The 25,405-nt window shown below is 49.4% G+C and carries 24 protein-coding genes; 5 read left to right on the top strand and 19 right to left on the bottom strand.

Annotated features, from left to right (window positions below):
* Positions 1-2: 2 nt before the first annotated feature.
* A complete protein-coding gene (gene dxs / locus KIU71_RS05320; protein WP_214130125.1) occupies positions 3-1,871 on the top strand; it encodes a 1-deoxy-D-xylulose-5-phosphate synthase in 1,869 nt (622 codons plus the stop codon).
* Here dxs and KIU71_RS05315 read toward each other — a convergent pair.
* The 10 genes from KIU71_RS05315 to lpxD all read right to left on the bottom strand — a co-directional run bounded on the left by KIU71_RS05315 (position 1,856) and on the right by lpxD (position 10,150).
* Positions 1,856-2,341 carry a phosphatidylglycerophosphatase A family protein gene (locus KIU71_RS05315; RefSeq protein ID WP_214130124.1) on the bottom strand — a complete coding sequence of 162 codons (486 nt, stop codon included), beginning with the start codon at positions 2,339-2,341 and terminating at the stop codon, positions 1,856-1,858. The two genes, dxs and KIU71_RS05315, sit on opposite strands and share 16 nt — an antisense overlap.
* Positions 2,331-3,302 (bottom strand): thiamine-phosphate kinase, encoded by a 972-nt coding sequence (thiL, locus tag KIU71_RS05310; protein ID WP_214130123.1) that lies wholly within the window; start codon positions 3,300-3,302, stop codon positions 2,331-2,333. The genes KIU71_RS05315 and thiL overlap by 11 nt, the downstream gene beginning before the upstream one ends.
* A gap of 5 nt (positions 3,303-3,307) precedes the next feature.
* Positions 3,308-3,730, bottom strand: coding sequence for a transcription antitermination factor NusB (nusB, locus tag KIU71_RS05305; RefSeq protein WP_214130122.1), 423 nt, complete (start codon positions 3,728-3,730; stop codon positions 3,308-3,310).
* Positions 3,727-4,215, bottom strand: coding sequence for a 6,7-dimethyl-8-ribityllumazine synthase (gene ribH / locus KIU71_RS05300; protein ID WP_214130121.1), 489 nt, complete (start codon positions 4,213-4,215; stop codon positions 3,727-3,729). The genes nusB and ribH overlap by 4 nt, the downstream gene beginning before the upstream one ends.
* An 83-nt stretch (positions 4,216-4,298) precedes the next feature.
* Positions 4,299-5,399 (bottom strand): bifunctional 3,4-dihydroxy-2-butanone-4-phosphate synthase/GTP cyclohydrolase II, encoded by a 1,101-nt coding sequence (gene ribBA / locus KIU71_RS05295; protein WP_214130120.1) that lies wholly within the window; start codon positions 5,397-5,399, stop codon positions 4,299-4,301.
* Between the two features lie 45 nt (positions 5,400-5,444).
* A complete protein-coding gene (locus KIU71_RS05290; RefSeq protein ID WP_214130119.1) occupies positions 5,445-6,110 on the bottom strand; it encodes a riboflavin synthase in 666 nt (221 codons plus the stop codon).
* 28 nt (positions 6,111-6,138) lie between these two features.
* Complete coding sequence (ribD, locus tag KIU71_RS05285; protein WP_250207264.1) at positions 6,139-7,287, bottom strand: bifunctional diaminohydroxyphosphoribosylaminopyrimidine deaminase/5-amino-6-(5-phosphoribosylamino)uracil reductase RibD; 1,149 nt, start codon at positions 7,285-7,287, stop codon at positions 6,139-6,141.
* Positions 7,277-7,726 (bottom strand): transcriptional regulator NrdR, encoded by a 450-nt coding sequence (gene nrdR / locus KIU71_RS05280; RefSeq protein ID WP_214130118.1) that lies wholly within the window; start codon positions 7,724-7,726, stop codon positions 7,277-7,279. Before nrdR ends, ribD begins: the two co-directional genes overlap by 11 nt.
* 6 nt (positions 7,727-7,732) lie before the next feature.
* Positions 7,733-8,992: a serine hydroxymethyltransferase gene (glyA, locus tag KIU71_RS05275; protein WP_214130117.1), complete on the bottom strand. Its 1,260-nt coding sequence runs from the start codon at positions 8,990-8,992 to the stop codon at positions 7,733-7,735.
* Positions 8,993-9,115: 123 nt separating this feature from the next.
* The gene (gene lpxD / locus KIU71_RS05270; protein ID WP_214130116.1) at positions 9,116-10,150 is read right to left on the bottom strand and encodes a UDP-3-O-(3-hydroxymyristoyl)glucosamine N-acyltransferase; all 1,035 of its coding nucleotides are present in this window, start codon (positions 10,148-10,150) and stop codon (positions 9,116-9,118) included.
* A gap of 130 nt (positions 10,151-10,280) precedes the next feature.
* Between lpxD and ettA the strand changes: the two genes are divergently transcribed.
* Positions 10,281-11,948 carry an energy-dependent translational throttle protein EttA gene (gene ettA, locus KIU71_RS05265; RefSeq protein WP_214130115.1) on the top strand — a complete coding sequence of 556 codons (1,668 nt, stop codon included), beginning with the start codon at positions 10,281-10,283 and terminating at the stop codon, positions 11,946-11,948.
* A gap of 44 nt (positions 11,949-11,992) precedes the next feature.
* Here ettA and KIU71_RS05260 read toward each other — a convergent pair whose 3' ends face one another.
* Positions 11,993-12,415, bottom strand: a complete 423-nt coding sequence (locus tag KIU71_RS05260) for a hypothetical protein (RefSeq protein WP_214130114.1) — start codon at positions 12,413-12,415, stop codon at positions 11,993-11,995.
* A gap of 140 nt (positions 12,416-12,555) precedes the next feature.
* Positions 12,556-13,926 (bottom strand): DNA repair protein RadA, encoded by a 1,371-nt coding sequence (radA, locus tag KIU71_RS05255; RefSeq protein ID WP_214130113.1) that lies wholly within the window; start codon positions 13,924-13,926, stop codon positions 12,556-12,558.
* 184 nt (positions 13,927-14,110) lie between these two features.
* Here radA and KIU71_RS05250 point away from each other — a divergent pair, with 184 nt between their 5' ends.
* Both KIU71_RS05250 and KIU71_RS05245 read left to right on the top strand, forming a co-directional pair.
* Positions 14,111-16,624, top strand: a complete 2,514-nt coding sequence (locus KIU71_RS05250; protein ID WP_214130112.1) for a PilZ domain-containing protein — start codon at positions 14,111-14,113, stop codon at positions 16,622-16,624.
* Between the two features lie 197 nt (positions 16,625-16,821).
* Positions 16,822-17,823 carry a catalase family peroxidase gene (locus tag KIU71_RS05245; RefSeq protein WP_250207263.1) on the top strand — a complete coding sequence of 334 codons (1,002 nt, stop codon included), beginning with the start codon at positions 16,822-16,824 and terminating at the stop codon, positions 17,821-17,823.
* On the opposite strand, the gene serB is transcribed toward KIU71_RS05245, so the two are convergent.
* The gene (serB, locus tag KIU71_RS17785) at positions 17,809-18,933 is read right to left on the bottom strand and encodes a phosphoserine phosphatase SerB (RefSeq protein ID WP_250207262.1); all 1,125 of its coding nucleotides are present in this window, start codon (positions 18,931-18,933) and stop codon (positions 17,809-17,811) included. The two genes, KIU71_RS05245 and serB, sit on opposite strands and share 15 nt — an antisense overlap.
* Positions 18,934-19,090: 157 nt before the next feature.
* Here serB and KIU71_RS05235 point away from each other — a divergent pair, with 157 nt between their 5' ends.
* Positions 19,091-19,648 (top strand): AhpA/YtjB family protein, encoded by a 558-nt coding sequence (locus KIU71_RS05235; RefSeq protein WP_214130111.1) that lies wholly within the window; start codon positions 19,091-19,093, stop codon positions 19,646-19,648.
* Between the two features lie 6 nt (positions 19,649-19,654).
* On the opposite strand, the gene KIU71_RS05230 is transcribed toward KIU71_RS05235, so the two are convergent.
* The 6 genes from KIU71_RS05230 to lepA are packed head-to-tail and all read right to left on the bottom strand — an operon-like array spanning position 19,655 to position 25,395.
* On the bottom strand, positions 19,655-20,467 hold the full coding sequence (locus KIU71_RS05230; protein WP_250207261.1) for a TatD family hydrolase: 813 nt from the start codon (positions 20,465-20,467) through the stop codon (positions 19,655-19,657).
* Positions 20,440-21,081 carry a pyridoxamine 5'-phosphate oxidase gene (gene pdxH, locus KIU71_RS05225; RefSeq protein ID WP_214130110.1) on the bottom strand — a complete coding sequence of 214 codons (642 nt, stop codon included), beginning with the start codon at positions 21,079-21,081 and terminating at the stop codon, positions 20,440-20,442. Before pdxH ends, KIU71_RS05230 begins: the two co-directional genes overlap by 28 nt.
* Positions 21,082-21,096: 15 nt before the next feature.
* The gene (gene era / locus KIU71_RS05220) at positions 21,097-21,996 is read right to left on the bottom strand and encodes a GTPase Era (protein WP_214130109.1); all 900 of its coding nucleotides are present in this window, start codon (positions 21,994-21,996) and stop codon (positions 21,097-21,099) included.
* Entirely contained in the window at positions 21,993-22,688 is a 696-nt protein-coding gene (gene rnc, locus KIU71_RS05215; RefSeq protein WP_214130108.1) for a ribonuclease III, read from the bottom strand. The genes era and rnc overlap by 4 nt, the downstream gene beginning before the upstream one ends.
* Complete coding sequence (gene lepB, locus KIU71_RS05210; protein ID WP_214130107.1) at positions 22,688-23,599, bottom strand: signal peptidase I; 912 nt, start codon at positions 23,597-23,599, stop codon at positions 22,688-22,690. The genes rnc and lepB overlap by 1 nt, the downstream gene beginning before the upstream one ends.
* Positions 23,599-25,395, bottom strand: coding sequence for a translation elongation factor 4 (gene lepA / locus KIU71_RS05205; protein WP_214130106.1), 1,797 nt, complete (start codon positions 25,393-25,395; stop codon positions 23,599-23,601). The genes lepB and lepA overlap by 1 nt, the downstream gene beginning before the upstream one ends.
* Between the last annotated feature and the right edge of the window lie 10 nt (positions 25,396-25,405).

The raw sequence follows: 25,405 nt of genomic DNA, 5'->3' as shown, positions 1-25,405 counted from the left end.
GAATGACATTAGACTTAAACCAGTACCCTACATTGGCGCTTGCGAATACGCCGGAACAGTTGCGTAAACTGCCACAAGATAAGCTGAGAAAGCTTGCTGATGAATTGCGGCAGTATTTGCTGGCGAGTGTGAGCCAAAGCAGTGGGCACTTCGCGTCCGGTTTAGGCACCGTAGAACTGACGGTTGCGCTGCATTACGTTTATCGAACGCCGTTTGACCGGTTGGTGTGGGACGTTGGCCATCAAGCCTACCCACACAAAATCCTCACGGGTCGGCGTGATCGGATGTCAACCATCCGGCAAAAAAATGGCTTACATCCCTTCCCCTGGCCGCCCGAAAGTGATTACGACACGTTTGCCGTCGGCCATTCTTCAACGTCTATCAGTGCTGCACTGGGCATGGCGATTGCGGCCGATTATGAACGGAAAGATCGTAAAGTTGTCGCTGTTATTGGTGATGGCGCGATGACGGCGGGTATGGCGTTTGAGGCGTTAAATCATGGCGGTGATATGGACAAGGATCTGGTTGTCGTATTAAACGACAACGAAATGTCCATTTCAGAAAATGTGGGGGCGCTCAATAGTCACCTTGCTCGCTTGCTGACTGGCAATGTGTTTAATTCCATTCGTGATGGCGGCAAGAAGCTCCTCAGTAATGTTCCACCAATCAAGGAGTTTGCCAGCCGCGCTGAAGAACACATCAAGGGTATGGTGGTGCCCGGTACCATTTTTGAAGAACTGGGTTTTAATTATATAGGCCCAATTGACGGTCACGATGTCAATGGCATGGTCGACACGCTACGCAATATGCGCAAAATTAAGGGTCCTCAGATATTGCATGTGGTTACCCGCAAAGGTAAAGGCTACGACGTAGCCGAAAAAGATCCCATAAAATATCATGCGGTTCCTAAGTTCAATCCAGCGGATAACGCATTACCGGCAAGCCAACCTAGCGCGCCCTCCTTTTCAGCTATTTTTGGTGATTGGTTGTGTGACATGGCACAGCAAGATCCGAAGCTCATGGCGATCACGCCTGCCATGCGCGAAGGTTCTGGCATGGTTAAATTTTCACAACAATATCCTCAGCAATACTTCGATGTAGCGATTGCTGAACAGCATGCAGTAACGCTGGGCGCCGGTATGGCGCGCGATGGGTTACATGCTGTTGTTGCTATTTACTCTACGTTTTTACAACGTGCCTATGACCAGTTAATTCATGATGTGGCGATTCAAAACTTGCCGGTGTTATTTGCGATTGATCGCGCTGGCATCGTTGGCGCAGACGGGCCCACTCATCAAGGCGCATTTGATATCAGTTTTATGCGTTGTATACCCAATTTAATCATCATGACGCCCAGTGATGAAAATGAGTGCCGTCAGATGCTTTATACAGGCCATATTGCCCAAGCACCCGCCGCAGTGCGCTACCCCAGAGGCAGCGGCATGGGAACGGCGGTAGAAAAAGCAATGTCGGCATTGCCGCTAGGTCAATCAGTGACAAAGCGCCACGGAGAAAAGATTGCCATACTCAATTTTGGCACACTGTATCCGTTTGCTTATGAGGCGGCTGAGAAGTTGAACGCCACACTGGTCGATATGCGGTTTGTAAAACCTTTGGATACCCACGTTATTGATACCTTGGTCACTGATCACTCATTGCTGGTTAGCGTGGAAGATGGGGCGATTATGGGCGGTGCCGGCAGTGCAGTGGGTGAATACCTGCACGAAAACAAATTATCCACGCAATTGTTGAAAATCGGCCTGCCCGACCACTTCATTTTACAGGGAACGCAGGCACAGATGTATCAGGAACTAGGCTTAGACACTGCCGGTATCATGGCAAAGATCGCGGCGCATCAAAACGCCCCGTAATATAAGCCTAGGTGAAGACAAATGCAGGCCATTGCGCCTGCCACAATGTCATCTAACATGATCCCCAGTCCGCCGTGCATATGCTTATCTAGAAAACTGATAGGCCACGGCTTGAGGATGTCAAACAATCGGAACAATGCAAACCCGGCTATCACACTAGCCACGTTCAACGGTACGAATAAAAACGTCACTAACATACCGGCCACTTCATCCCACACGATGGAGCCATGGTCATGCACTCCCATGTCGACTGCGGTACGCTGGCATACGATAATACCTACTATAAAAGAGAGAAGCGTGATGAACGCGAAGCTCAGCGGTGAACCCATTGCGACGAGGATCACAAGCGGAATGGCGGCAATCGACCCCATTGTACCCGGCATAAAAGGGATCAGACCACTGCCAAACCCTAGTGCGAGAAAATGGTAAGGATTACGCAGCGATACCCTTTTACGTAACTCACTTTGCATTAAAGTGCTCGAAGCCGCCCGCACCTTCATACCGATAGGGCGAATTATTAAGCTTGAGTTCAACCTTGTTTACCGCCCCGGTGACTTGCCCAATGCATGTTGCGTTGACGTTGAAACTGGAGAAGGCGGTTTCAACCTGACTCTTGAAGTCTTCTGCCACCGTAAACAAAAGCTCGTAATCATCACCTGCGGTCAATGCGTACTCAATCGCGCGCTGCGGTGACACACTGCTACGCAGCGCCTCTGACAGAGGCAGTTTGTCCACATGCAGCAACGCGCCGCAATGAGAGCTGTGTAAGATATGTCTAAGATCACCCAGCACACCATCACTGACATCAATGCAGGCACTGGCTGCTCGACGTAACGCTGTTCCTGCCACCACTTGAGGTGAAGGGTATTGATGACGTTTAATCAGAAAATCAGCGGCAGCCTGCTCGGCTTCTAATTCACCTTTAAGAATGTCTAAGCCTGCGCCTGCATCGCCGACCGTTCCGGTGACATAGATCCAATCGCCGGGCTTGGCCCCGCTGCGCCTAAGTGCACTGTCGTGTGGTACAAACCCTTGCGCAGTAATCGTCAATGCCAGTGGGCCAGACACCGTATCGCCACCAATCAATTGCACCGAATAATACTGTGTTAACTCATATAAGCCCTCAGTGAAGGAGGCTAACCAATCTTGATTAATGTCAGGAATAGACAATGATAGGCTGATCCAAGCGGGTTCAGCTCCCATGGCCGCCAAATCGCTGAGGTTGACGGCTACGGCTTTGTACGCGACAGCTCTTGGATCGCTATCAGGCAAGAAATGAACACCGCTGACGAGCGTATCCGTTGTGGTGGCTAGATATTGGTTCGCGGGAATTTGAGTTATCGCCGCGTCGTCGCCAATCCCAATAATAACGTCTTTTCGTTGATGGCCGCCATGCTTGAAAAAGCGGTCAATGAGATCGAATTCTTTCACAACGCTTACTTGCGCTCGTGTTTGCGCAATGTTTTCACGGCTTTATCGAGTACACCATTGATAAATTTGTGACTATCTTGAGCGCCGTAGCTTTTGGCCACTTCAATCGCTTCATTGATGATCACTTTATAAGGCGTTTCCATGCATTGTACCAACTCAAAGGTAGCGATACGTAATATGGCTTTCTCAATCGGGTCCAACTCTTCTGGCAATCGCCCTAAGTATGGCTTGATTTGCGCATCAAGCTCTTCGCTGCGCGTGACTGCACCACGCAACAGCATCTGAAAAAAGCTCATGTCAACCGACTTCATGTCGTTTGTCGTTGCCAGCATCAATTCAATTTGCTCAACGTCATTGTTAGACAGTTGCCAAGAGTATACGCCTTGCAGCGCAAGCTCTCTGGATTTACGGCGGGGAGCTACTTTCACGCGTTGTCACCAAACTGCTCACCCATCGCACCCATTATGTTGACCATTTCAAGCGCACCCATTGCGGCTTCAGCGCCCTTATTCCCGGCCTTGGTTCCTGAGCGTTCGATGGCTTGCTCGATACTGTCGGTGGTGATTACGCCGAAAGATACCGGGACGGTATAGTCCAAAGACACCTGCGCGAGCCCCTTATTACATTCTCCGGCAACGAAATCAAAATGTGGAGTACCGCCACGGATAACGGCACCAAGCGCGATAATCGCATCGAATTGACCGCTTTGAGCCAATTTTTTTGCGGCAATCGGCAATTCATAGGCTCCCGGTACGCGCACTAAAGTAATATCAGTGTCGCTGACTTCACCAAAACGCTCTAATGTATCCAATGCGCCGTCAAGCAAACTCTCTACAACGAAGCTATTAAAGCGAGAAACTACGATGCCAAAACGCTTTCCGGTTGCGCGGATATTACCTTCGATTACTTTCATGCCAGTCACCTTCAAAAATTCGGCGCGCAGTATAGCACACCTTTTGCAAAAAATTGCCGTTTAAATAGCGTCGTATCGTGCCTTTATTCGTGAATATACTCTGTCACTTCCAGGCCGTAACCAGACAGAGCGTGGTATTTGACCGGCTTGCTCAACAGCTTCATCTTACGCACACCCAGCGTTGCCAGTATCTGACTCCCAACACCCACCGTACGTGAGCTACCTTTCCAGTCGGCTGACGTAGGCGATTCACCGCGATCCTCCATCTCAAATTGCTTCACTTGTTGTGCAATATCCTCTTCTTTACCCAGCAACACCAACACGCCGCCTTCATCAGCAATTCGCTGCATCGCCTGTGGCAGGGTCATCGAGCGATTAAGTGAGCGAGTTGAACCTAACAGATCAGAAAACGTGTTGTGCAAATGCACACGCACGAGTGTATCGCTATCGGGGTGAATATCGCCTTTCTTTAAAGCGAAGTGCAGTTGGTTGTCAATGACATCGCGAAAGGTGAACAATTCAAAGTCACCAAACTGCGTGGGTAGATGGCATTGGGCAACCTGTTCAATCGTCGTTTCATTCAGATTGCGATACTCAATCAAGTCGGCAATCGTGCCAATCTTAATACCGTGTTTTTCAGCAAACACTTCAAGCTGTGGTCGACGCGCCATGGTGCCATCATCATTCAGGATCTCTACGATAACGGCAGCGGGCTCTGCGCCTGCAAGACGCGCTAAATCAACACCGGCTTCAGTATGACCGGCTCGGTTCAACACGCCGCCTTCTTTCGCAATGAGTGGGAAAATATGCCCAGGTTGCACAATATCGCTGGCTTTTGCCTGTGGCGATGCCGCAGCCAAAATAGTGCGCGCACGATCGGCCGCCGAAATGCCTGTAGTCACGCCTTCTGCCGCTTCGATGGATACCGTAAAATTGGTTGAAAACTGTGCGCCATTGTTATTGACCATCAACGGCAAATTCAATCGACGACATCGCTCTGCCGTCATCGGCAGACAAACCAATCCACGAGCGTGTGTCACCATAAAGTTAATTGCTTCGGGAGTGACGTGCTCAGCCGCCATAATCAAATCCCCCTCGTTCTCGCGATCCTCGTCATCCATCAGAATGACCATACGACCATTGCGAATGTCGTCAATTAACTCTTGCGGTGTATTTAATGCCATAACTCTCTCTTTGTAGGGTCAAATGTCACGCGAAACGTTCATTCGTTATTTTTTATTCAGAAAACCATGCTCAGCCAAAAACGCTTCATCAATTGACGAACCCGTCGGCTTCGCTGCATGCTCACCTTGCAATAATCGCTCGAGGTAGCGTGCGATTAGATCAACTTCAAGATTGATTTTAGTTCCTACCTTGTAGTCACCAATAACCGTTTCTTCGAGTGTATGAGGTATCACCCACAGCATGAATTCAGCGCCGTTTACCTGATTCACGGTCAGACTCACTCCATCCGTGGTTATCGAACCTTTGTGCGCAATGTATTTCGCCAAACTGTCAGGCGCTTTGACCCAAATCTCTACGTATTTGGTGTGATCAATCACACGCGTTACAGTGCCAACACCATCTACATGACCACTGACAATGTGCCCACCTAATCGACCATTCGCGGCCAGTGCTTTTTCCAGGTTGACCCGACTACCGACGCGGTAATCAGCAAAGCCAGTATAACGCAGCGTTTCAGCTGATACGTCGGCACTGTAATGTGTTGAAGAATAGTCAACTACTGTTAAGCAAACGCCATTGGTGGCGATGCTATCGCCTAAGGCGACATCGTGCATGGGCAACTTGCCAACCGCTACCGTAACACGCATATCATCACCACGTTTTTCCAACGATTGTATATGCCCAACGGCTGAAATGATCCCTGTAAACATTGCGTTCTCTTGGTTTGATTCGATTTGACTAATACGACGCCACACGTAACACGGTTTTCACATCATCACCGACCCTGTGTACGCTGTCGACGGTCATTGACGGTAGACTCTCCATATCAGTATAAGCTTGCCCTTCCCCGGGCATCGTCACTAATTCTCTTGCTGCATGCCCCATCAATTTGGGCGCTTGGTAAATTATCAACTCATCCACCAGCTTTTGCGCAATTAAGGCGCCACTTAAGCTCGCCCCAGCTTCGACCCAAATCTGATTAAAGTCTCTGCCTAATCGGCTCATCAGGACATCGAGCGAAATATGCTTATCATTTGCCGGTAACTGCCACTGCTCAATCGGGGTCAGTTTCGATGATACCGCGTCCAGGCTGTGATTATGCCGTCGATTGACGATGATACAGCGGCCGGGTTCAGAAAAAAGACTGAGTTTTGCGTGCAAGCGATTTTGCCCGTCAATAATCACTCTAACAGGCTGACGCACAGCGTCACTAAAGAAGCCTTCTACAGACAAATCATGCGGACTAAGGCGCACATTCAACCGGGCGTTGTCCGTCAGCACCGTATCTGCACCGCTTAAGATTGCGCAACTCTGTGCGCGATGGTGTTGCACGTCCATCCGCGCGGATGAACCGGTGATCCACTGGCTTTTGCCATTGGCCAATGCTGTTCGCCCATCCAGGCTTGCGGCCAGCTTTACAGTGACCCAAGGGCGTTGCGTGTGCATTCGTTTAATAAAACCGCGATTCAGATTTGCCGCAGCTTCTGGCAGTACATCAACAGTCACATCAATGCCCTGTTGCTGCAGGCGTCGGATGCCTTGTCCAGACACTTGTGGATTCGGGTCTTGCATGCCTACCACAACGCGTGAAACACCCGCTTGAATCAAAGCATCGGCGCAAGGCGGAGTTCGCCCAAAATGACTGCAAGGTTCCAACGTTACATAAACCGTTGCCCCACGTGCCTGGTCGCCGGCGCCAGCGAGTGCGTTCACCTCGGCGTGCGGGCCCCCGGCATATTGATGAAAACCTTCACCGATGATGCGCTGATGCTGACTGACAATGACACAACCCACATTAGGGTTCGGCGACGTGGAAAAGCGCCCATTCGCAGCCAGTTCGATGGCACGGCGCATATAAGTTTCGTCGATAACTCGACTAATCGCCAAGTCTGGCAATTTCCTCTCCAAACTCACGAATGTCTTCAAACGAACGATAAACAGACGCAAATCGCACATACGCGACTTTATCGAGCTCTTTAAGTGCATCCATAATGAGATTACCGACCATCTCACTGGAAACTTCGCGCTCACCCGTGGCGCGCAGTGCCGATTTCAGTTTAACGATGCATTCCTCAATTTGCTCTGTACTGACAGGGCGTTTTTCCAGAGCACGCTGCATACCCGCACGCATTTTGTCTTCATTGAACGGATCGCGAGTACCGTCTCGTTTGACCACGCGCGGCATCACCAGCTCAGCAAACTCAAAGGTGGTAAACCGCTCGTGACAATCTACACACTCGCGACGACGCCGGATTTGGTGACCATCGGTCACCAAACGCGAGTCAATCACTTTAGTGTCTTGCGCACTGCAGAAAGGACAATGCATAAAATCTTAGTTCGGATAAACAGGGAAGCGCTCACACAGCGCAACCACTTCGGATTTCACTCGCTCAATCACACTGTCATCGCCCATGTTGTCCAGTACGTCGCAAATCCAGGTAGCCACCTGCTCCGCTTCATTCTGCTTAAATCCGCGCCGAGTGATGGCGGGCGTTCCAAGACGCAGGCCACTGGTGACAAAAGGAGAGCGTGGGTCTTTCGGCACTGAATTTTTGTTCACCGTAATATTCGCATGACCCAGCGCAGCGTCAGCGTCTTTACCGGTAATATCTTTATCAATCAAATCCAGTAGAAAAAGATGGTTGTCGGTGCCGTTAGAGACAATTTTATAGCCTCGCGACTGCATCACTGAGACCATCGCTTTCGCATTGTCCAGCACTTGCTGCTGGTAGGTCTTGAATTCAGGTTGCAATGCCTCTTTGAACGCCACGGCTTTTGCCGCGATAACATGACAAAGCGGGCCGCCTTGATTGCCAGGGAACACCGAGCTGTTAAATTTTTTATACAAAGCTTCATCACCGCACGATGAAAGGATTAATCCACCACGTGGCCCTGCAAGGGTTTTATGAGTCGTCGTGGTGACAACGTGCGCATGCGGAAGCGGATTAGGATACAAACCAGCGGCGACGAGCCCAGCAACGTGCGCCATGTCCACCAACAAGTAGGCGCCAACCTTATCGGCAATCGCTCTGAATCGTTGCCAATCAACAATACCTGAATACGCTGAAAAACCACCAATAATCATTTTCGGCTTATGTTCTTCTGCTAATGCCTCAACCTGCGCGTAATCAATTTCGCCGGTTTCTTCGTTCAGGCCATACTGAACAGCATTATAGGTTTTGCCTGAAAAGTTCACGTGAGAACCGTGTGTCAAATGACCACCATCAGACAAGCTCATTCCCAGCACCGTATCGCCCGCATTGATCAATGCCATAAACACAGCCGTGTTAGCCTGCGATCCTGAATGAGGCTGCACATTTGCGTAATCAGCGCCAAACAATTGCTTGGCCCGCTCAATAGCGAGTTCCTCAGCCACGTCTACATATTCGCATCCGCCGTAGTATCGCTTGCCGGGGTAGCCTTCTGCATACTTGTTTGTCAGTTGAGAACCCTGCGCCTCCAACACACGTGGGCTGCAATAGTTTTCAGAGGCGATCAGCTCGATGTGATGCTCCTGGCGTGTATTTTCATGGGCGATGGCTTGGGCTAATTCAGGATCAAAATCGGCGATATTCATAGTACGTGACAGCATGGCAGCTCCTTACAGCGGAATTTTGAGAAAACAACGAGCGCATATTTTAGTCATTTTGAGGGCTAAGTATACCTGTTTAGCCAGAAACTCACCCTCTGTCAGGAAAAACGCAAGGATTAGCGCTTATTTTTCGCTAATCACGCGCTTTTCTAACGCTTTTACTCGCCCAAACAAGTCATCCAATTGACGCACTCTTATCGTATTTTTACGCCAATCGCGATTCAGCGTGGCGGGTTGCCCAGAGGAATAGACGCCGGCTTCTTTGATGTCGCTGGTGACCATTGAAAAAGCCGTTATCTGAGTTTTATCTGCAATACTAATGTGGCCATTGATTCCACAACCGCCACCAATGATCACATACTTACCAATTTTACAGCTACCTGCGATCCCTGTTGTACCGCAGATGCAACTGTGGTCGCCAATTTCACTGTTGTGCCCGACATGCACCTGATCGTCAATGATCACATTTTTGCCAATGATGGTATCTTCCAAGGCTCCGCGGTCAATCGTGGTTCCGGCGCCAATATGGGTTTCATCGCCGATCACAACCCGACCAATTTGTGGTATCGGTAGCCATTGGCCTCGGTCGTTTGCATAGCCAAAGCCATCCGCGCCAATAATGCTATTGCTATGAATAACCACACGGCTGCCAATACGTATATTATGATAAATAGTCACATTGGGATGAATTTTACTGTCAGCTTCTACCACTGTATTTTCGCCAATGACGGTGTTTGCACCAATTTGAACGTTGTCGCCAAGGAAAACGCCTGCAGCAATAACCGCATTGTGGCCAATGCTCACGTTATCGCCCAAACGAACTGAAGGATCAATACTTGCCGACCCAGCCACGCCACGTGCAATAGCCGGTGTAACATCAAACCACTGAGCCACGCGCGCAAAAGCCGCATGCGGGTTTTTAACCACTAGCGCTTTCTCGCCCACTAAGTCTTGGTGGTCAGGGGCAATTAATATGGCCCCCGCCTGCGTGTCAACTAAGTCAGATTTATACTTAACGTTAGTAAAAAAAGACAGATGATGCGGTTGCGCGGATGCCAACGTACCAATACCTGAGATGCGTTGCTGCAAGAAAGCCTCGTCGCCGACGGCTTTTGCATCCAGCTTTTCGGCGATGTGTGCAATAGAAAAATCCTGCATGAGTGTCCTTTGTCTGCGTGTTTATCCTGTCAATTCTATTGCATTCGAATAAAAGGTGCTAATGCGGTAGCGCAACCTGTGTCGAATTAATTACAATAGCCATCTTATTTTTTCGACAAGAGTTCGCTTTATGGCGCAATACGTATATAGCATGCACCGGGTTGGCAAAATTGTGCCCCCGAATCGACATATTCTCAAAAACATATCGTTAAGCTTTTTTCCTGGCGCTAAAATTGGCGTGCTCGGTTTAAATGGTGCAGGTAAATCGACCCTGCTTCGTATAATGGCAGGCATTGACACCGATATCGAAGGTGAGGCACGCCCCCAACCCGGCATTAACATAGGCTACCTGCCACAAGAACCTAAGCTTGATGAAAGCAAGACTGTGCGCGGCAACATTGAGGAAGCGGTGCAAGACGTGGTGCACGCCTTGCAACGTATTGAAGAAGTTTATGCGGCGTATGCGGAAGAAGACGCTGATTTCGACGCGCTGGCCAAAGAGCAAGGTGAACTCGAAGCCATTATTCAGGCTAAAGATGGGCATAATTTAGACAACGCGCTAGAGCGCGCCGCTGATGCATTACGTTTACCGCCCTGGGACGCCGATGTAACTAAATTGTCTGGGGGTGAAAGACGCCGCGTGGCACTGTGCCGTTTGTTGTTAGAAAAACCAGACATGCTATTACTTGACGAACCAACCAACCACTTGGATGCTGAATCCGTGGCTTGGCTGGAACGCTTTTTACACGATTATGAAGGTACGGTCGTTGCGATTACCCACGACAGGTATTTCCTCGACAACGTTGCTGGATGGATTTTGGAGCTGGATCGCGGTGAAGGGATCCCTTGGGAAGGAAACTATTCTTCTTGGCTAGCGCAAAAAGAAGCTCGCTTAGCGCAAGAGGAACGCACTGAAAGCGCCCGTCAGAAATCGATTAAACAGGAATTAGAGTGGGTCAGGGCTAATCCTAAAGGACGACAAGCGAAGAGCAAAGCGCGTATGTCGCGTTTTGAAGAACTGAATACGGGCGACTACCAAAAACGCAATGAAACCAATGAATTGTTTATTCCTCCCGGCGAACGCTTGGGCGATAAAGTCATTGAAATTAATCATTTGAAAAAGTCTTACGGCGATCGGGTGTTGATCGACGACATGAACTTTACTGTGCCTAAAGGCGCCATCGTTGGCATCATAGGCCCCAATGGGGCAGGTAAATCGACGCTGTTTCGCATGTTAAACGACGAAGAGCAGCCCGATGCAGGCACCATCGAGCTGGGTGACACCGTTCAGCTTTCCAGCGTAGATCAGTTTCGCGACCACATGAACGAAAAAAATACGGTCTACAAAGAGATTTCCGACGATCAGGACATTATTCGCATTGGTACGTTTGAGATTAACAGTCGTGCGTATTGCAGCCGTTTTAATTTCAAAGGCACCGATCAGCAAAAATTTGTCAAAGACTTATCGGGTGGCGAGCGCAACCGACTCCATTTAGCCAAGTTGCTTAAAGCAGGCGGAAATGTTCTCTTGCTGGATGAGCCGACTAACGACCTTGATGTCGAAACCTTACGAGCCTTGGAAAATGCACTGCTGGAGTTTCCTGGTTGTGCCTTGGTAATTTCGCATGACCGTTGGTTTCTCGACCGTGTAGCAACCCACATTCTGGATTATCGTGATGAAGGTAAAACGAACTTCTTTGAAGGGAACTACAACGAGTACGAAGCATGGCTGAAAGATAACTTCGGTCAGGACGTTGTAGAGCCACACCGCTTGAAATACAAGCGGATGGCTAAATAAAAGAAACGGTTTGGTGACGACTCAGTGACACGTTACTCAGTCGCTTAACGCGGCTGAGTAAAATGCGCACATTGCGCGACGGTTTCTTCAGCAAGCTCGGTTAATTTGGTCGTCTGCCCTTCATCCCTCAAGCGATCAATGTTGCCTGACGCTTGGGCTTTAATCACGTTTAACCGTGTATCCACTGCTGCACCATCTTCACCGCGGTGTAACTTAGCCTGCTTACTTGCATTTTCCGCAATGGTAGCAAAAGTTTCCTGCCACTTTGCTAATGTATCGGTTTGCGTTGCGGCTTCGCCCAACACTGACGCAGTGCCAGTACAAAAAAGCGACTCAGCCAACGCCGACTCGCCCTTTTCATCAGTCAAACCGACGCCTTCCAATCGTTCATCCTGCGTCTTGTCAGAGCAGGCAGTGACTAACACCGATGTCATCACTAACGCTATCCACTGATTATTTTTTTTCATTCAGATCTCCTAGTATCGTATTTGCTTTGTATGAGTCTATTGCGTGCGATGCCGGTAAGCTCAGCGAGCACTAACCAAAGTCGCATTAATTCAGGTTGTAATATAAGCATAGCAATGTGCGGTGAGTTCTCCAGTTCAGCCTAAAACCCCAGCGCTTCTAACGCGTCGGACAAACGCTTAACGCCAACCACATCGATGCCACGGATGGCCGTCTTAGGCTTGTTGGCTAACGGCACAATGGCGCGCTTAAAACCGTGCTTTGCGGCCTCGGAAAGTCGTTCTGTGCCATTCGGTACGGGGCGAATTTCGCCAGCTAGCCCAACCTCTCCAAACACGATCAGGTCTTTAGCGAGTGCTTTGTTGCGGAAACTCGAAACCATGGCGACCAATAGCGCCAAATCGGCTCCTGTTTCCGTGATTTTTACCCCGCCAACCACATTAGCAAACACGTCCTGATCGTTCATTTGAATGTTACCGTGACGATGCAAAACCGCCAACAGCATGGCCATACGATTCTGTTCTAATCCTACTGCCACCCGACGGGGGTTGTTCAATTGTGTGTAATCCACCAGCGCTTGCAGTTCGACCAGCAGGGGTCGTGTTCCTTCCCACACCACCATCACACTGCTGCCGGGTGATTCAAGATCGTTCCGGTTTAAGAAAATTGCCGAAGGATTTTTGACTTCTTTTAATCCTTTCTCGGTCATTGCAAACACACCCAGCTCGTTGACCGCGCCAAACCGATTCTTGTTACTGCGCAAGGTGCGGTAACGACTGTCGCTATCACCGTCGAGCATCATGGAACAGTCGATACAGTGTTCCAGTACTTTAGGGCCGGCTAAATGCCCCTCTTTGGTCACATGACCGACGATAAACATCGCAATATGCTCCTGCTTGGCAAACCGAGTCAGATAAGCAGCACTCTCGCGCACCTGCGATACACTGCCCGGTGCAGATTGCACATCCGCTACGTGCATGACCTGAATAGAGTCAATCACCATCACCTGTGGCTTGTGTTGCAGGGCTAATTGGCAAATGGTTTCAACATTGGTTTCCGCCAACAGGGAAAGTTTGTCGTTCGGCAGACCTAACCGTTGCGCTCGCAGCGCAACCTGCTGGAGTGACTCCTCGCCGGTCACATAAAGTGTCGCGCTATGCTCAGCCAAAGCACACATGACTTGCAACAACAGCGTACTCTTGCCTGCGCCCGGAGAGCCACCAATTAACAGAGCAGACCCCGGAACAACACCACCACCCAAAACGCGATCCAATTCACTAAAGCTTGAGCTAAAGCGAGGCAATGCGCCTAACTCAATTTTGTTTAAGGGAGTGATTTCCGCTTTGGTATGCCCAGCGTAACCGGATAGGTTACGCGCTGTACTGCTATTAGCCGGTGCCAGAACAATTTCAGAGATAGTATTCCAGGCACCACAGTCGTTACACTGCCCTTGCCATCGTGGAAACTCTGCACCGCAGTCTGAACAAACAAAGGCAGTTTTGCGTTTAGCCATGTATTCTCTACTATAAAAAAAGTTTACGTTGCGTTTTCAACCCGTTATGCAGAATAATTGCGACGTGGCGGTGATGGGTAAATATGAACCGACACTACGGTTGAGGACAAATGTGCCGATAAAGGTTACACGATATCGTCAGCGCACTCCAAACTGGAATTACCGAAAAGCAATTCAAACCTCTATGACTCAAGATATACACGAATACCACGACCTGATTGAGCGGCTTAAGCCTATGATCAATGAGCCTGAATTTAATCAGGTGCTCAATCAAGTGGCTAGTCACCTTTCGCGGGATCGACGGTTTTTGTTGAAAATGGAGTTAAAACGGCTTGCGCGGCCCTGTATTCGAGTGATTGATCTACGGGGCAAAGTCGACGGCGAGTGCCGACTGTACGAACATGACGGGCGAAACCACTATCTTGATGATATCGCAATAGAAACCTTCGAAAAGCAACTCAGACTATTCGGTGAATACACTTTAGGTGTATATGAAGCAGTGCATCGCACCGAAAATAATTTACAACTCATGCGTAAAGCATTGGAAACTCAGCCTGATAGTACAACAAACGAAACGACCGAGCAGGACCCTCTCACACGATTTTCAATTCCAACCACCACCTTGTTAGATTACCCCAAGCGTGACAACGAACGCATGAACTACGCGGTGGCATTGGAGCTTTTTACGGAGCATAACAATTCGGTAATGGCGACCAGTATGGATATCTCTCGAACGGGTATGCGTGTGAAGCTGAATTCGAATTATCTGTTTAAGCCGGGTGAAAAGTTATCGGTTTATTTTCGTGGTATGGAGGCTGAATATGCGCTGGATAAAAAGCAAGGCATTGAGTACCAAATTCTTGATATTGAGCGTATCGATAGAGAACAACGCCTTCGTTTAGTTCGTGCTGAGGATGATGTGAATCCGGCATTTGATCATTTTCTTGAGAAATTTATCCACGGCAATAAACGCCGCTACAAAGTCAATATGGACAATACCGTTGACGCCATTAAAAGTAAAACCTGCGAGCAATTCTACACGCCTCGTTTCCCGTCTCTCCCGGTGTTCATCGACCTTGTAGACGAGCAATACATACCGCGGTATGCCATGGTAAATGATGCTAATCGCCAAATACTTCAGTACTGGCAGGATGAAACTGACGCTCAGCGCATTGGCTTTATGCTCAACCATGAGCGTATTGCGCAGATGGCGCGTATGCCACATGAGCAACGAGAAATGTTCGTCTATGTGTTTACCCATGTCAAAGACGCTAAAGTGTACTTTTATTCTGCCACACGACAGGAATTGAATTCTGAGCCTGACGTCAGCTCGGTGTATTTGGGGTTTGGTTCGCGGAAAGTGAGTTGGCGGGTATTTAAATTGCAACTGACTGATATGACACCCGAGCAAGCTTATTCACCACTGTCGATCCCGGACTCTGTCAGCGATACGGTCAAGCGCCAGAATCACCCACCCACACCGCGTTTGATGGCGCGCTTGAAACACCTGAAACATATTCTCTTGGTCACAGACATTACCTCTGAACTAGGCCAACAGCGCTATGAAAAACATGGCGTAAAACGCAGTGAGTTAGTCAAACTGAAACGCTTTGGACATCCACGCAACAAGTTACCGGAATTGGTCAAGGTATTCCGGTTTAAATATTTAGAGCAGCGATTAGAAAATCGCTATCAATTGCGCTCAAAAGTCAGTCTACGTTTCGAAGACATGGAACTGGAAGGCGTGAGTGAAGATGTGTCAGTTCAAGGTTTGCGCTTAGAGCTGGACAGCTTTTTTCATGGTCCCGTGAATAGTCGAGTCACCATCGCTTTTCCGCAGCTGCAGAAAATCACAAAAAAATACAAGCTGGTCAATTTGCAGTATCGCGTGGTAAACATCAGTGCTGATCGCAATGTGTTGCACTTAAAAGTCATCAATGAGTCGGGCAATGTTGCCAAACAGTTTTTTGAAGACCTAATTAAGCATAATCGTAACCGGTTAAAAACCTACCCTGATGAAGAAGAAATTCCCGGCATTGGTCATGCGTTGCGCTGCATTTACGCCAAAAACGTCGCCAACATTGCATTTTTTATTCGTAAAGATAATGGACGATTTGTGCCCGATAATGTGATCAACTACGGTCAAAACACGCGATTAGCACGCCTGGGGCAGCAATTTGCCGAACCAGGCGAGTTTAATCTGGAATTTCTGTACCGCGACCGAACCCGGCAGTACGCATTTATTCAAGAAGCGTTAAAACAACTTAAAGTAGAGCCAAACCCATTGGAAAGGGAACTTTTTATTGCGTTTGACCCCTCACAAGAGGATTTTAATGAAGCCATTAAACCTCGTTTTGCCGAACAGTTTTTGGACCACGAAGAAAGACGTACATTCATCAGCACGGCAATGAAAAACGGCCAGTTTATTGCTGTCTATGTGTATGTGTCGCTCACGGGAAGACCGGATTTAGACACACTGCAATCCGAGATTAACTACGTCAGCGTTTACGCCATTCATCGCGCAAAAGAGCTGGAGGAGCAGCTTTGGAATGTCTATGCCATGGGTAACCTGATTGATATAACCGACGATGTGTTGCACCGTTATAACATCCCTGACGAGCAAATCGCGGCCAACCATCAGGTGCCACATTCTCATGTGGTCGGCACTGACAATATTGAAGCGCTACTGAAGCATTAATCGCCACGTTGAAATAAGCCCTGTCGACAGGCGGTCCGAAATATCGACAGGAATGGCCTTTGCTGGCATTTTTACACTAAATGCCCCCGGGTTCGTGACACCTATAATTAACCATCAGCAATCGCAATGCAGATCGTGCAATCCGTTCTGCCATTGCGTGCATACTAAGACAATACTTCAACACAGGCTTATCGATAATGACCCATCAACTTCATCATGTGTTTGCCGCAGCCGTTGTGGCGCTAACCACTTCGTCAATGATTAACCCAGCGATGGCGCAGGACCCTCTTGCCAAACCACAAGCGACGGATTTCATTGAATTATTTGAAAAACTGAGTGGCAAGCACGCGGGGTTTCGAAAAGCACACGCGCGTGGCGTCTGTGCCACAGGGACATTTTCGCCTGAAGTCAGTGAGGCTTTTCGTGGAGCGCCACTACTGAATTCAGGTGAGCTGCCGGTAACGCTGAGGTTTTCTTTGGGCGGTGGCAATCCTCACAGCGATGAACGTATCGCCGGTGCACGCGGTGTAGGATTGCAAATAAAATTACCCGATGGCCGTATTCACAATTTCACCGGCAATAATTTCCCCGTGTTTGCAGGAAAAGATCCAGCCACCTTCTTCGGTTTTCTGTCGACATTGCTGCCAGACGACAATGGCCAACGCGATCCTGCCAAAACTGGCGCTTTCATTCAACAGCATCCCAGTGTACAAGCGCACGTAGCGTGGCAGGCGAGCGCAAAGCCAGCAGCCTCATACGCGAATACAGAATTCTTTGGTATTCATACATTTTATTATGATAAAACCAATGCACAGCGCACCAAGTTTCGTTGGCAGTTAACACCCACGCTGCCGGTTGAAATATTGGATGAGACACAGTTGGAAGGGAAGCCCGCTGACTTTCTGGCGGACAGACTCACCGCCCAACTTTCCGAGGGTGATGTATCGTTTGTGTTGCAGGCGGTGGTCGGCGAACCTCAGGATCCTGACATCGACCCGTCCATTCAATGGCCCAAAGACCGCCCTCGCGTGGCACTTGGCAAAATCACATTGCAGGATGCCGGCGATGAAGCCTGCGTGCCCATTAACTTCGACCCTAACGTCATGTCTGCAGGCTTTAAAGCCAGTGCCGATCCGGTGCTACAAATGCGCTCACCGGCGTACGCGGTGTCATTTGCGAAACGCTTAAGCAATCAATAATAACAGCCGGTCCAATCCGCCTCGTCGGACAGCAGCATCGGCTCGCTGTTCGACCACGGGTTTAGCATGAAAGGCCACACCCAACCCAGCAGCTTTCATCATCGCTAAGTCATTCGCGCCGTCACCCATGGCGATGGTTTGCGTAAGCTCAATATGCCATTGTTTCGACAGCAAGTTGACGGTATCGGCTTTTCGTTGCGCGTCCACAATCGCGCCATCAACTTCACCGGTCAGTTTCCCTTGTGTCATTGACAGCACATTGGCAACAGCGGCATCCAGTTGAAAGCGATGCATGAGATGATCAGCAAAAAAAGTGAAACCACCCGACGCGATGGCAATTTTCCAGCCGTGCGATTGCAACACGCTGACCAGTCGAGCCAGTCCGGGCATAGGCGGTAGTGCATCGCGAACTTGCACCAGCGCTTTTTCATCGAGGCCTTGCAGGCAAGCCACACGTGATCGCAAACTGTCAGCGAAATCCAGTTCTCCGCGCATGGCTCGTTCAGTGACTGCTGCGACGGCGTCACCGACGCCGGCTAATTTAGCAATCTCATCAATGCACTCAACCGCGATAATGGTACTGTCCATGTCCATCACAAGTAACCCGGATTGATGCAGTCTCGGCGCTCGAGTGATCAGTGCAGTTTCAATGTTGTATTGCTGCGCGAACGTTGCAAAATAGGACTTTATGGCCGCTAAGCTTTCCTCGTCCGCTTGCACGTGCTTGTCAAAAGGTAACACAATGCCGACTTGCCCCTGTACCCAGTCACTTTGCGGATGCACAATAAACCGTTCTATGTGGTATACACGTTCGATCTCAGACAATAAGGTCTGCACGAGCTCGATAGTGGGGCTATCGATGATTAAATGCACGCAAGTCTCATCTAATTCCTGCTGGGCATCCAACGGCTGCCATTGTCCTTCTGAGGTAATACCGATGGAGCGTGCCTGAGCAAGGCTTAGCCGATCGCCCTGCCCTGATTGAGTCAATTGAGTTTGCGCAAAGTGCGCAAAGCCGCGGTAATGTTGAGTGTCTATCGCATCAAAATGCAGTGGAATTGGCGTCACGGTGTTGATGATCGTAAATTGGCATACGTCGAAGTGTAACAAACCTTAGCCGTTAAAAAACAACTCTTGGCAAGTTAAGGTCGATGACTTATTGTGTTTGTCAGATTTTCCCCTCAGGTGTTGAACCATAAAAACACATAGCACTTACACGGTTTACAAGCGTATTGCCAATCTTATCCTTGTGTTGATAGGCGTCGCGGTGGGTATTAACCTGTGGTGGGTTGATCAACAACAATCGCAAGCCTGGTATGCCGTGCAAGCCGAACAATTAGGCCGCAGCCTTAGTCAGCAAAAAGCTCTGCAATTAGCGAGTTGGGTGCGCAACTATGATGAGCAGGAAAGCCAGCAGCGCATTCAATATGCGCTCGACCAGCTACTCACAGACCCACACACCGTCAGCGCGACACTGTATGATTTTCGGGGCCGATTTTTAGCCGGTGCTGGGCGTCACAACAGCGTTATCAATGCTGCGCGGAAGCAGTTTGAAAAACATCACTCGCTGACCGCCGAACGGCTTACGTTCGTCGCCGATGTTGTCGACGATAAGCAGGTTATCGGTTACCTACAAGTGCAACTAGCCACACCGCAACTCATGGCACACCACACCCAATATCAGCAACAATTGAATCAACAGCGATTAGTTTTCATGCTGCTAGCTGCACTGGGCGCTCTTTACATTACCCGCGGATTCTATAAATTACGCTTTAAATTTCAGCGCCAATGGCGTGCAAAGGCACGGCTATTGAGCAAGCGCTGAGCCTCACTATGTTGATGACACTAATTGTTGATAGTTCTGTGTAGTTTGTTGGATGACGCGCGCTACAGACACATCCAGCAACTGTGCTACGGCTTGCGCTACCTGACCCAGCCGTTCAGGGGTATTTCGCTGCCCCTGATAGCCACGCAATGGCATGTCTGGGGCGTCTGTCTCTAAAACAAGATGTTCCAGTCCAACGCATTTGATGGTTTCCTGAGTTTTTCGACCTCTCGGATAGGTGATGGTGCCGCCAATCCCAAGCAGCCAATCTCTATCAAGATATGGCTTTGCCACGTCTACTGGGCCACTAAATGCGTGGATGATTCCCCGGCCATGGTATTGCGTTGATTTAAGGTCTTGCATAATCAAATGGTGGGTCTTGCGCGCATGAACGATTAACGGTTTCTGGTGCTGTTGTGCGAGGGTTATCTGCGCCTGAAAAACACGATGCTGCAACGTCATTGGGATCGATATCATGCCGTCTAACCCGCACTCACCAACGGCAACAACCTGATGAGCGTGTTGTTTCAGAGCCACATCAAGCTGAACCAAATCGCGTTCGGCGCAGGTCGTATCCGTCAAAAAATAGGGGTGCAACCCTAGCGAAATATCAATCATCGGGTGTTGACTGAGTTTGACGAGTTCTGTCCATTTGTCTGCTGTCGTGCCCGGCACATGCAGAGTGCTAACACCGCGGCTTTTTGAACGTTCAAGCACCTGCTCGCAGTCATGAATAAACGCATCAGCGTCCAGATGGCAATGGCTGTCAATCATATCGCCGTGCGACATATTTATGGCATCAGACGTTGAGTGGTCCATTGCCCGTTAGTCTGCTTGTTGTATTCAAACCGATCATGCATGCGATGTTCGCCCCCATGCCAGAACTCGATTTGATGAGGTAACACGCGGTAGCCTCCCCAAAATTCTGGCACCGGGACCTCACCATTGGCAAATTTCTGTTTTAGCTGACTAAACTGTGTCATGAGTAATTCGCGCGTGGAGATGGGTTGGCTCTGCTTTGAGGCCCACGCAGCAAGTTGACTTTCTTTAGGGCGAGATAAGAAGTACGCCGCCACAGCTGAACGCGATAAACGCTCAGCGACGCCGCACACACGAACTTGCCGTTCGAGTAAATACCAAGGAAAGTGCAGTGACACTTTATTATTCAGTGCCAGCTCTTTGGCTTTTCGGCTCCCCAAGTTGGTGAAAAACACAAAGCTGTCCGCCTGTACATCTTTAAGCAGTACGATGCGCTGGCTAGGTTGGCCGTGCGCGTCGACTGTTGCCACGGTCATGGCGGTAGGGTCCGGCATCTGACTGTCAATCACCTCTGACAACCAACGATTGAACAACTCAAAAGGATTGGCGGTCAAGTCGTCTTCAGTCAGGTGACCCCGTGTGTAACTTTCACGAATATCAGCAAGACGTGTCATGCCCTCCTCCTTTGATTAATCTTCAGAGTAGCCCAGCGAACGAAGGGCTCGTTCGTCATCGGCCCAGCCAGATTTTACTTTGACCCACAATTCTAAAAACACTTTATTATCGAACAGGTTTTCCATGTCTTTGCGCGCTTCAGCACCTATCCGTTTGAGATGCGTACCACCTTTGCCAATCACCATGCGTTTCTGCGTTTCTCGCTCAACCAGTATCAATCCACCGATGCGCAGCATGCCTGTCTCTGTTTGCATAAACTGTTCAATTTCGACCGTCACCGAATACGGTAGCTCATCGCCAGTAAAACGCATCAACTTCTCACGAATAATTTCAGCCGCCATAAAACGGCTCGAACGATCGGTTATGTAGTCTTCAGGGAAATAAAACTCACTCACCGGCTGGGCCTGTATCACCAAGTTTCTTAACACGTCGATATTCTTCGCATTTTTTGCACACACGGGAATGGTATGCGCAAAATCGTGTTGTTCATTCAGCCAGCGCAGCTGATCAACCAGATCAGCTTGTTGAGCAATCTTGTCAATTTTATTCACTACCAGCCAGCAGGGTAGACCTGAATGCTTTATTTTGGTCAGTACCATGGCATCATCGTCGGTCCAACGTGTGCCCTCAACGATAAACAACACCAGATTAACTTCACCCAGCGAGCTTGATGCTGCACGATTCATCACTCGATTGATCGCTCGCTTCTCATCACTGTGTAACCCTGGCGTATCAACGTACACCGTCTGGCAGTCTTCACGCGTGTCTATGCCCAATATGCGGTGCCGGGTGGTTTGCGGTTTACGGCTAGTAATACTGACTTTCTGTTCCAACAATTGATTTAAAATAGTCGATTTACCGACGTTGGGCCGACCGACAATGGCAACCATGCCGCAATGTGTTTCTGTGCTCATGCGCTCAGCTCCGATTGAAGATGGGTAAAGGCCAGTTGAGCGGCCTCTTGCTCAGCCTTACGACGACTGACGCCGCGCCCTTCAATCGGCTGTTTCAGCCCAACGACACGGCATTCCACAACAAAGGTTTGATTATGATCCTGCCCATGAATGGCAAGCACTTCATATTCTGGAAGAGGCTGCTTGCGTGCCTGTAGGAACTCTTGCAAGCGAGTTTTATTGTCTTTTGGATGCTCATCGGGGTCGAGTTTTTTCATTCGTGGCGCGAGCACACTGAGGATCACTTCCTGGCACGTTTCAAAGCCCGCTTCCATGTAGATGGCGCCGAAAATCGCTTCAACCGCATCGGCAAGTATCGAAGCGCGTCGATGACCGCCACTCTTCATTTCGCCGGGACCAAGCAAAATAAAATCACCTAAAGAAATTTGCTTGGCGATAGCCGCAAGCGTGTCGCCTTTGACCAGCGAACTGCGCATCCGTGTCAATTTTCCTTCTGGACTTTTAGGAAAGTGCTCGTAAAGCCATTGTGCCGTCACCATGCCGAGTACGGCATCGCCCAGAAACTCTAAGCGCTCGTTGTGCTGCTTTGCAGCGCTACGATGAGTGAGCGCTAACGTGAGCGTATCGGGGTTCTGAAACGTATAACCAAAGTGCGTTTTCACATGCCGCACCGCAGCCTCAGCACCTGACATTAATCAATTCCGCCAAAGCGACTGAAGCGAATACCGGTGGGTACCCATGTTGGCAAAATATCATCTTTGTCGCGTTCGAATTCAAAACTGATCCAAATAGCCACCGCTTTACCCACGAGGTGTTCATCTTTGACGAACCCCCAAAAACGACTATCGCGGCTGTTGTCTCGGTTATCACCGAGCACAAAATAGGAGTCTTCAGGAACAATCCACTGGTTCATACGTGTGCCTGGCTGCGTGAAAAACTGCGAAGGATGCGCCTCTCGCACAGGGTGACGCAGGATATCGTGAGTCGCGTCGCCCATTTCCTCTGTGTATCGCTCCAGTTGTGCCATATTTTGCACAAACTCACCGCGATTCACGAATGTCAACGGTATCGCGTAAGGGTCGACACAGGTTTCGCCCGATACACAGGCAGGTTTTACAAACACCTGTTTGTTGCGGTACTCAATGACATCGCCAGGCAGGCCAACCACACGCTTAATATAATCAATCCGAGTGTCTTCGGGGTATTTGAAAACCACGATATCGCCACGCTCGGGCTGGCCCATTTCAACAAATTTGTGTCGCGCGACGGGGTCTTTCAAACCGTAAGCAAACTTCTCAACCAAAATGAAGTCGCCTACCAGCAAGGTAGGCATCATTGAACCGGATGGGATTTGAAACGGTTCGTACAAAAAAGAACGCAACACCAAAACAAACGCAATCACCGGGAAAATCTGTTTCGCCGTATCAACAATATACGGTTCTTTTGGCTCTACCACGCCAAGCGTTGCTGCGCCGCCTTCACTGGATGGCGCAGACGCCGCTTTCGCTTTGCGTTTTGGTGCCAGTACCAAGGCATCCAACAACCAGATAAGACCACTAACAGCCGTGACAATAACCAGAATCAGAGAAAAGTAATTTGCCATTATTTACCCACTTTCAATACAGCCAGGAACGCATCCTGCGGTAACTCGACGTTGCCGACCTGCTTCATACGCTTTTTACCTTCTTTTTGTTTCTGTAAGAGTTTTTTCTTACGGCTGACATCACCACCATAACACTTAGCGATAACGTTCTTACGCAGTTGCTTGACCGTACTACGGGCAATCACATGATTACCGATGGCGGCTTGAATGGCGATATCGAACATTTGGCGCGGGATCAGTTCGCGCAATTTATCAACCAGTTCACGGCCGCGATGCTGCGCATTATCACGGTGCGTGATCACGGCTAACGCGTCTACGCGCTCCCCGTTTATCATAATATCCAAACGCACCATGTCGGCGGTTTGGAAGCGCTTGAAATTATAGTCCAGTGAAGCAAAGCCACGGCTGGTTGACTTCAAACGATCAAAAAAGTCCATCACGACTTCCGCCATCGGTAAATCATAGGTCAAGCCAACTTGTTTACCGTGATACACCATATTCGTTTGATGCCCGCGCTTTTCGACGCATAGCGTTATGACGTTCCCCAGGTAATCCTGTGGTACCAGAATATTGGCTTGCACAATAGGCTCGCGAATTTCTTCAATGTCATTAACCGGAGGCAGTTTTGATGGGTTATCAACGCGCAGCGTTTCTCCCTTGGTAGTAACAACCTCGTAAACGACCGTGGGAGCGGTGGTAATCAAGTCCAGATCATACTCGCGCTCTAAACGCTCTTGAATGATCTCCATATGCAGCATGCCGAGGAAGCCAATCCGGAAACCGAAGCCCAATGCGGAAGAACTTTCCGGCTCATAAAACAGTGATGCATCGTTGAGGCTCAGTTTAGACAGCGCATCGCGAAAATCTTCATAATCATCCGAACTGACCGGAAACAAACCGGCATAAACCTGAGGCTTAATTTTCTTAAAACCGGGTAGCGGCTCCGTTGATGGCGCTTTTGCCAGCGTAATCGTATCACCGACCGGGGCACCATGAATTTCCTTGATGCCGGCAATGATAAACCCTACCTCGCCGGCTTTTAACATGCCGGTATCCAGGGCTTTGGGCGTGAACACACCAATTTTGTCAACCTGATGCACCTGACCATTCGACATGATCTGAATTTTATCTTTCGCAGTGAGAGAACCTTGGACAATACGCACCAGCGATACGACGCCCTGATAATTGTCAAACCAAGAGTCAACAATCAGCGCTTTCAGCGGTGCATCTATTTCACCGACTGGCGGCGGTATGCGCTTGACGATTTCTTCCAGCACAGCTTCAATGCCTACACCGGTTTTCGCCGAGCACCGCACGGCATCGACAGCGTCGATACCGACAATATCTTCAATCTCTTCCGCCACGCGTTCAGGCTCGGCTTGTGGCAAATCAATTTTGTTCAAAATTGGCACGACTTCCATGTCCATATCGATGGCGGTGTAACAGTTTGCCAATGTCTGCGCCTCAACCCCCTGACCCGCGTCAACCACAAGCAATGCTCCCTCGCAGGCGGCCAGAGAACGAGATACTTCATAAGTAAAGTCCACGTGCCCTGGGGTGTCGATAAAATTCAGTTGGTACGTTTCACCGTCATTGGCGGTGTAATTCAGTGTGACACTCTGCGCTTTGATGGTAATACCGCGTTCCCGCTCAATGTCCATTGAATCCAGCACTTGCGCAGCCATTTCACGTTCACTTAGCCCTCCACAATGCTGAATGAGTCGATCTGAAAGCGTCGATTTTCCGTGGTCAATGTGGGCGATGATGCTGAAGTTGCGAATGTGCTTATGCTGCATTGCGTTTGAA

The organism is Alteromonas oceanisediminis (assembly GCF_018474025.1).
GTDB lineage: Bacteria > Pseudomonadota > Gammaproteobacteria > Enterobacterales > Alteromonadaceae > Alteromonas_E > Alteromonas_E oceanisediminis.
Note: the sequence above shows the minus strand (reverse complement) of the source record. Positions and strands in the feature narration are given on the sequence as shown.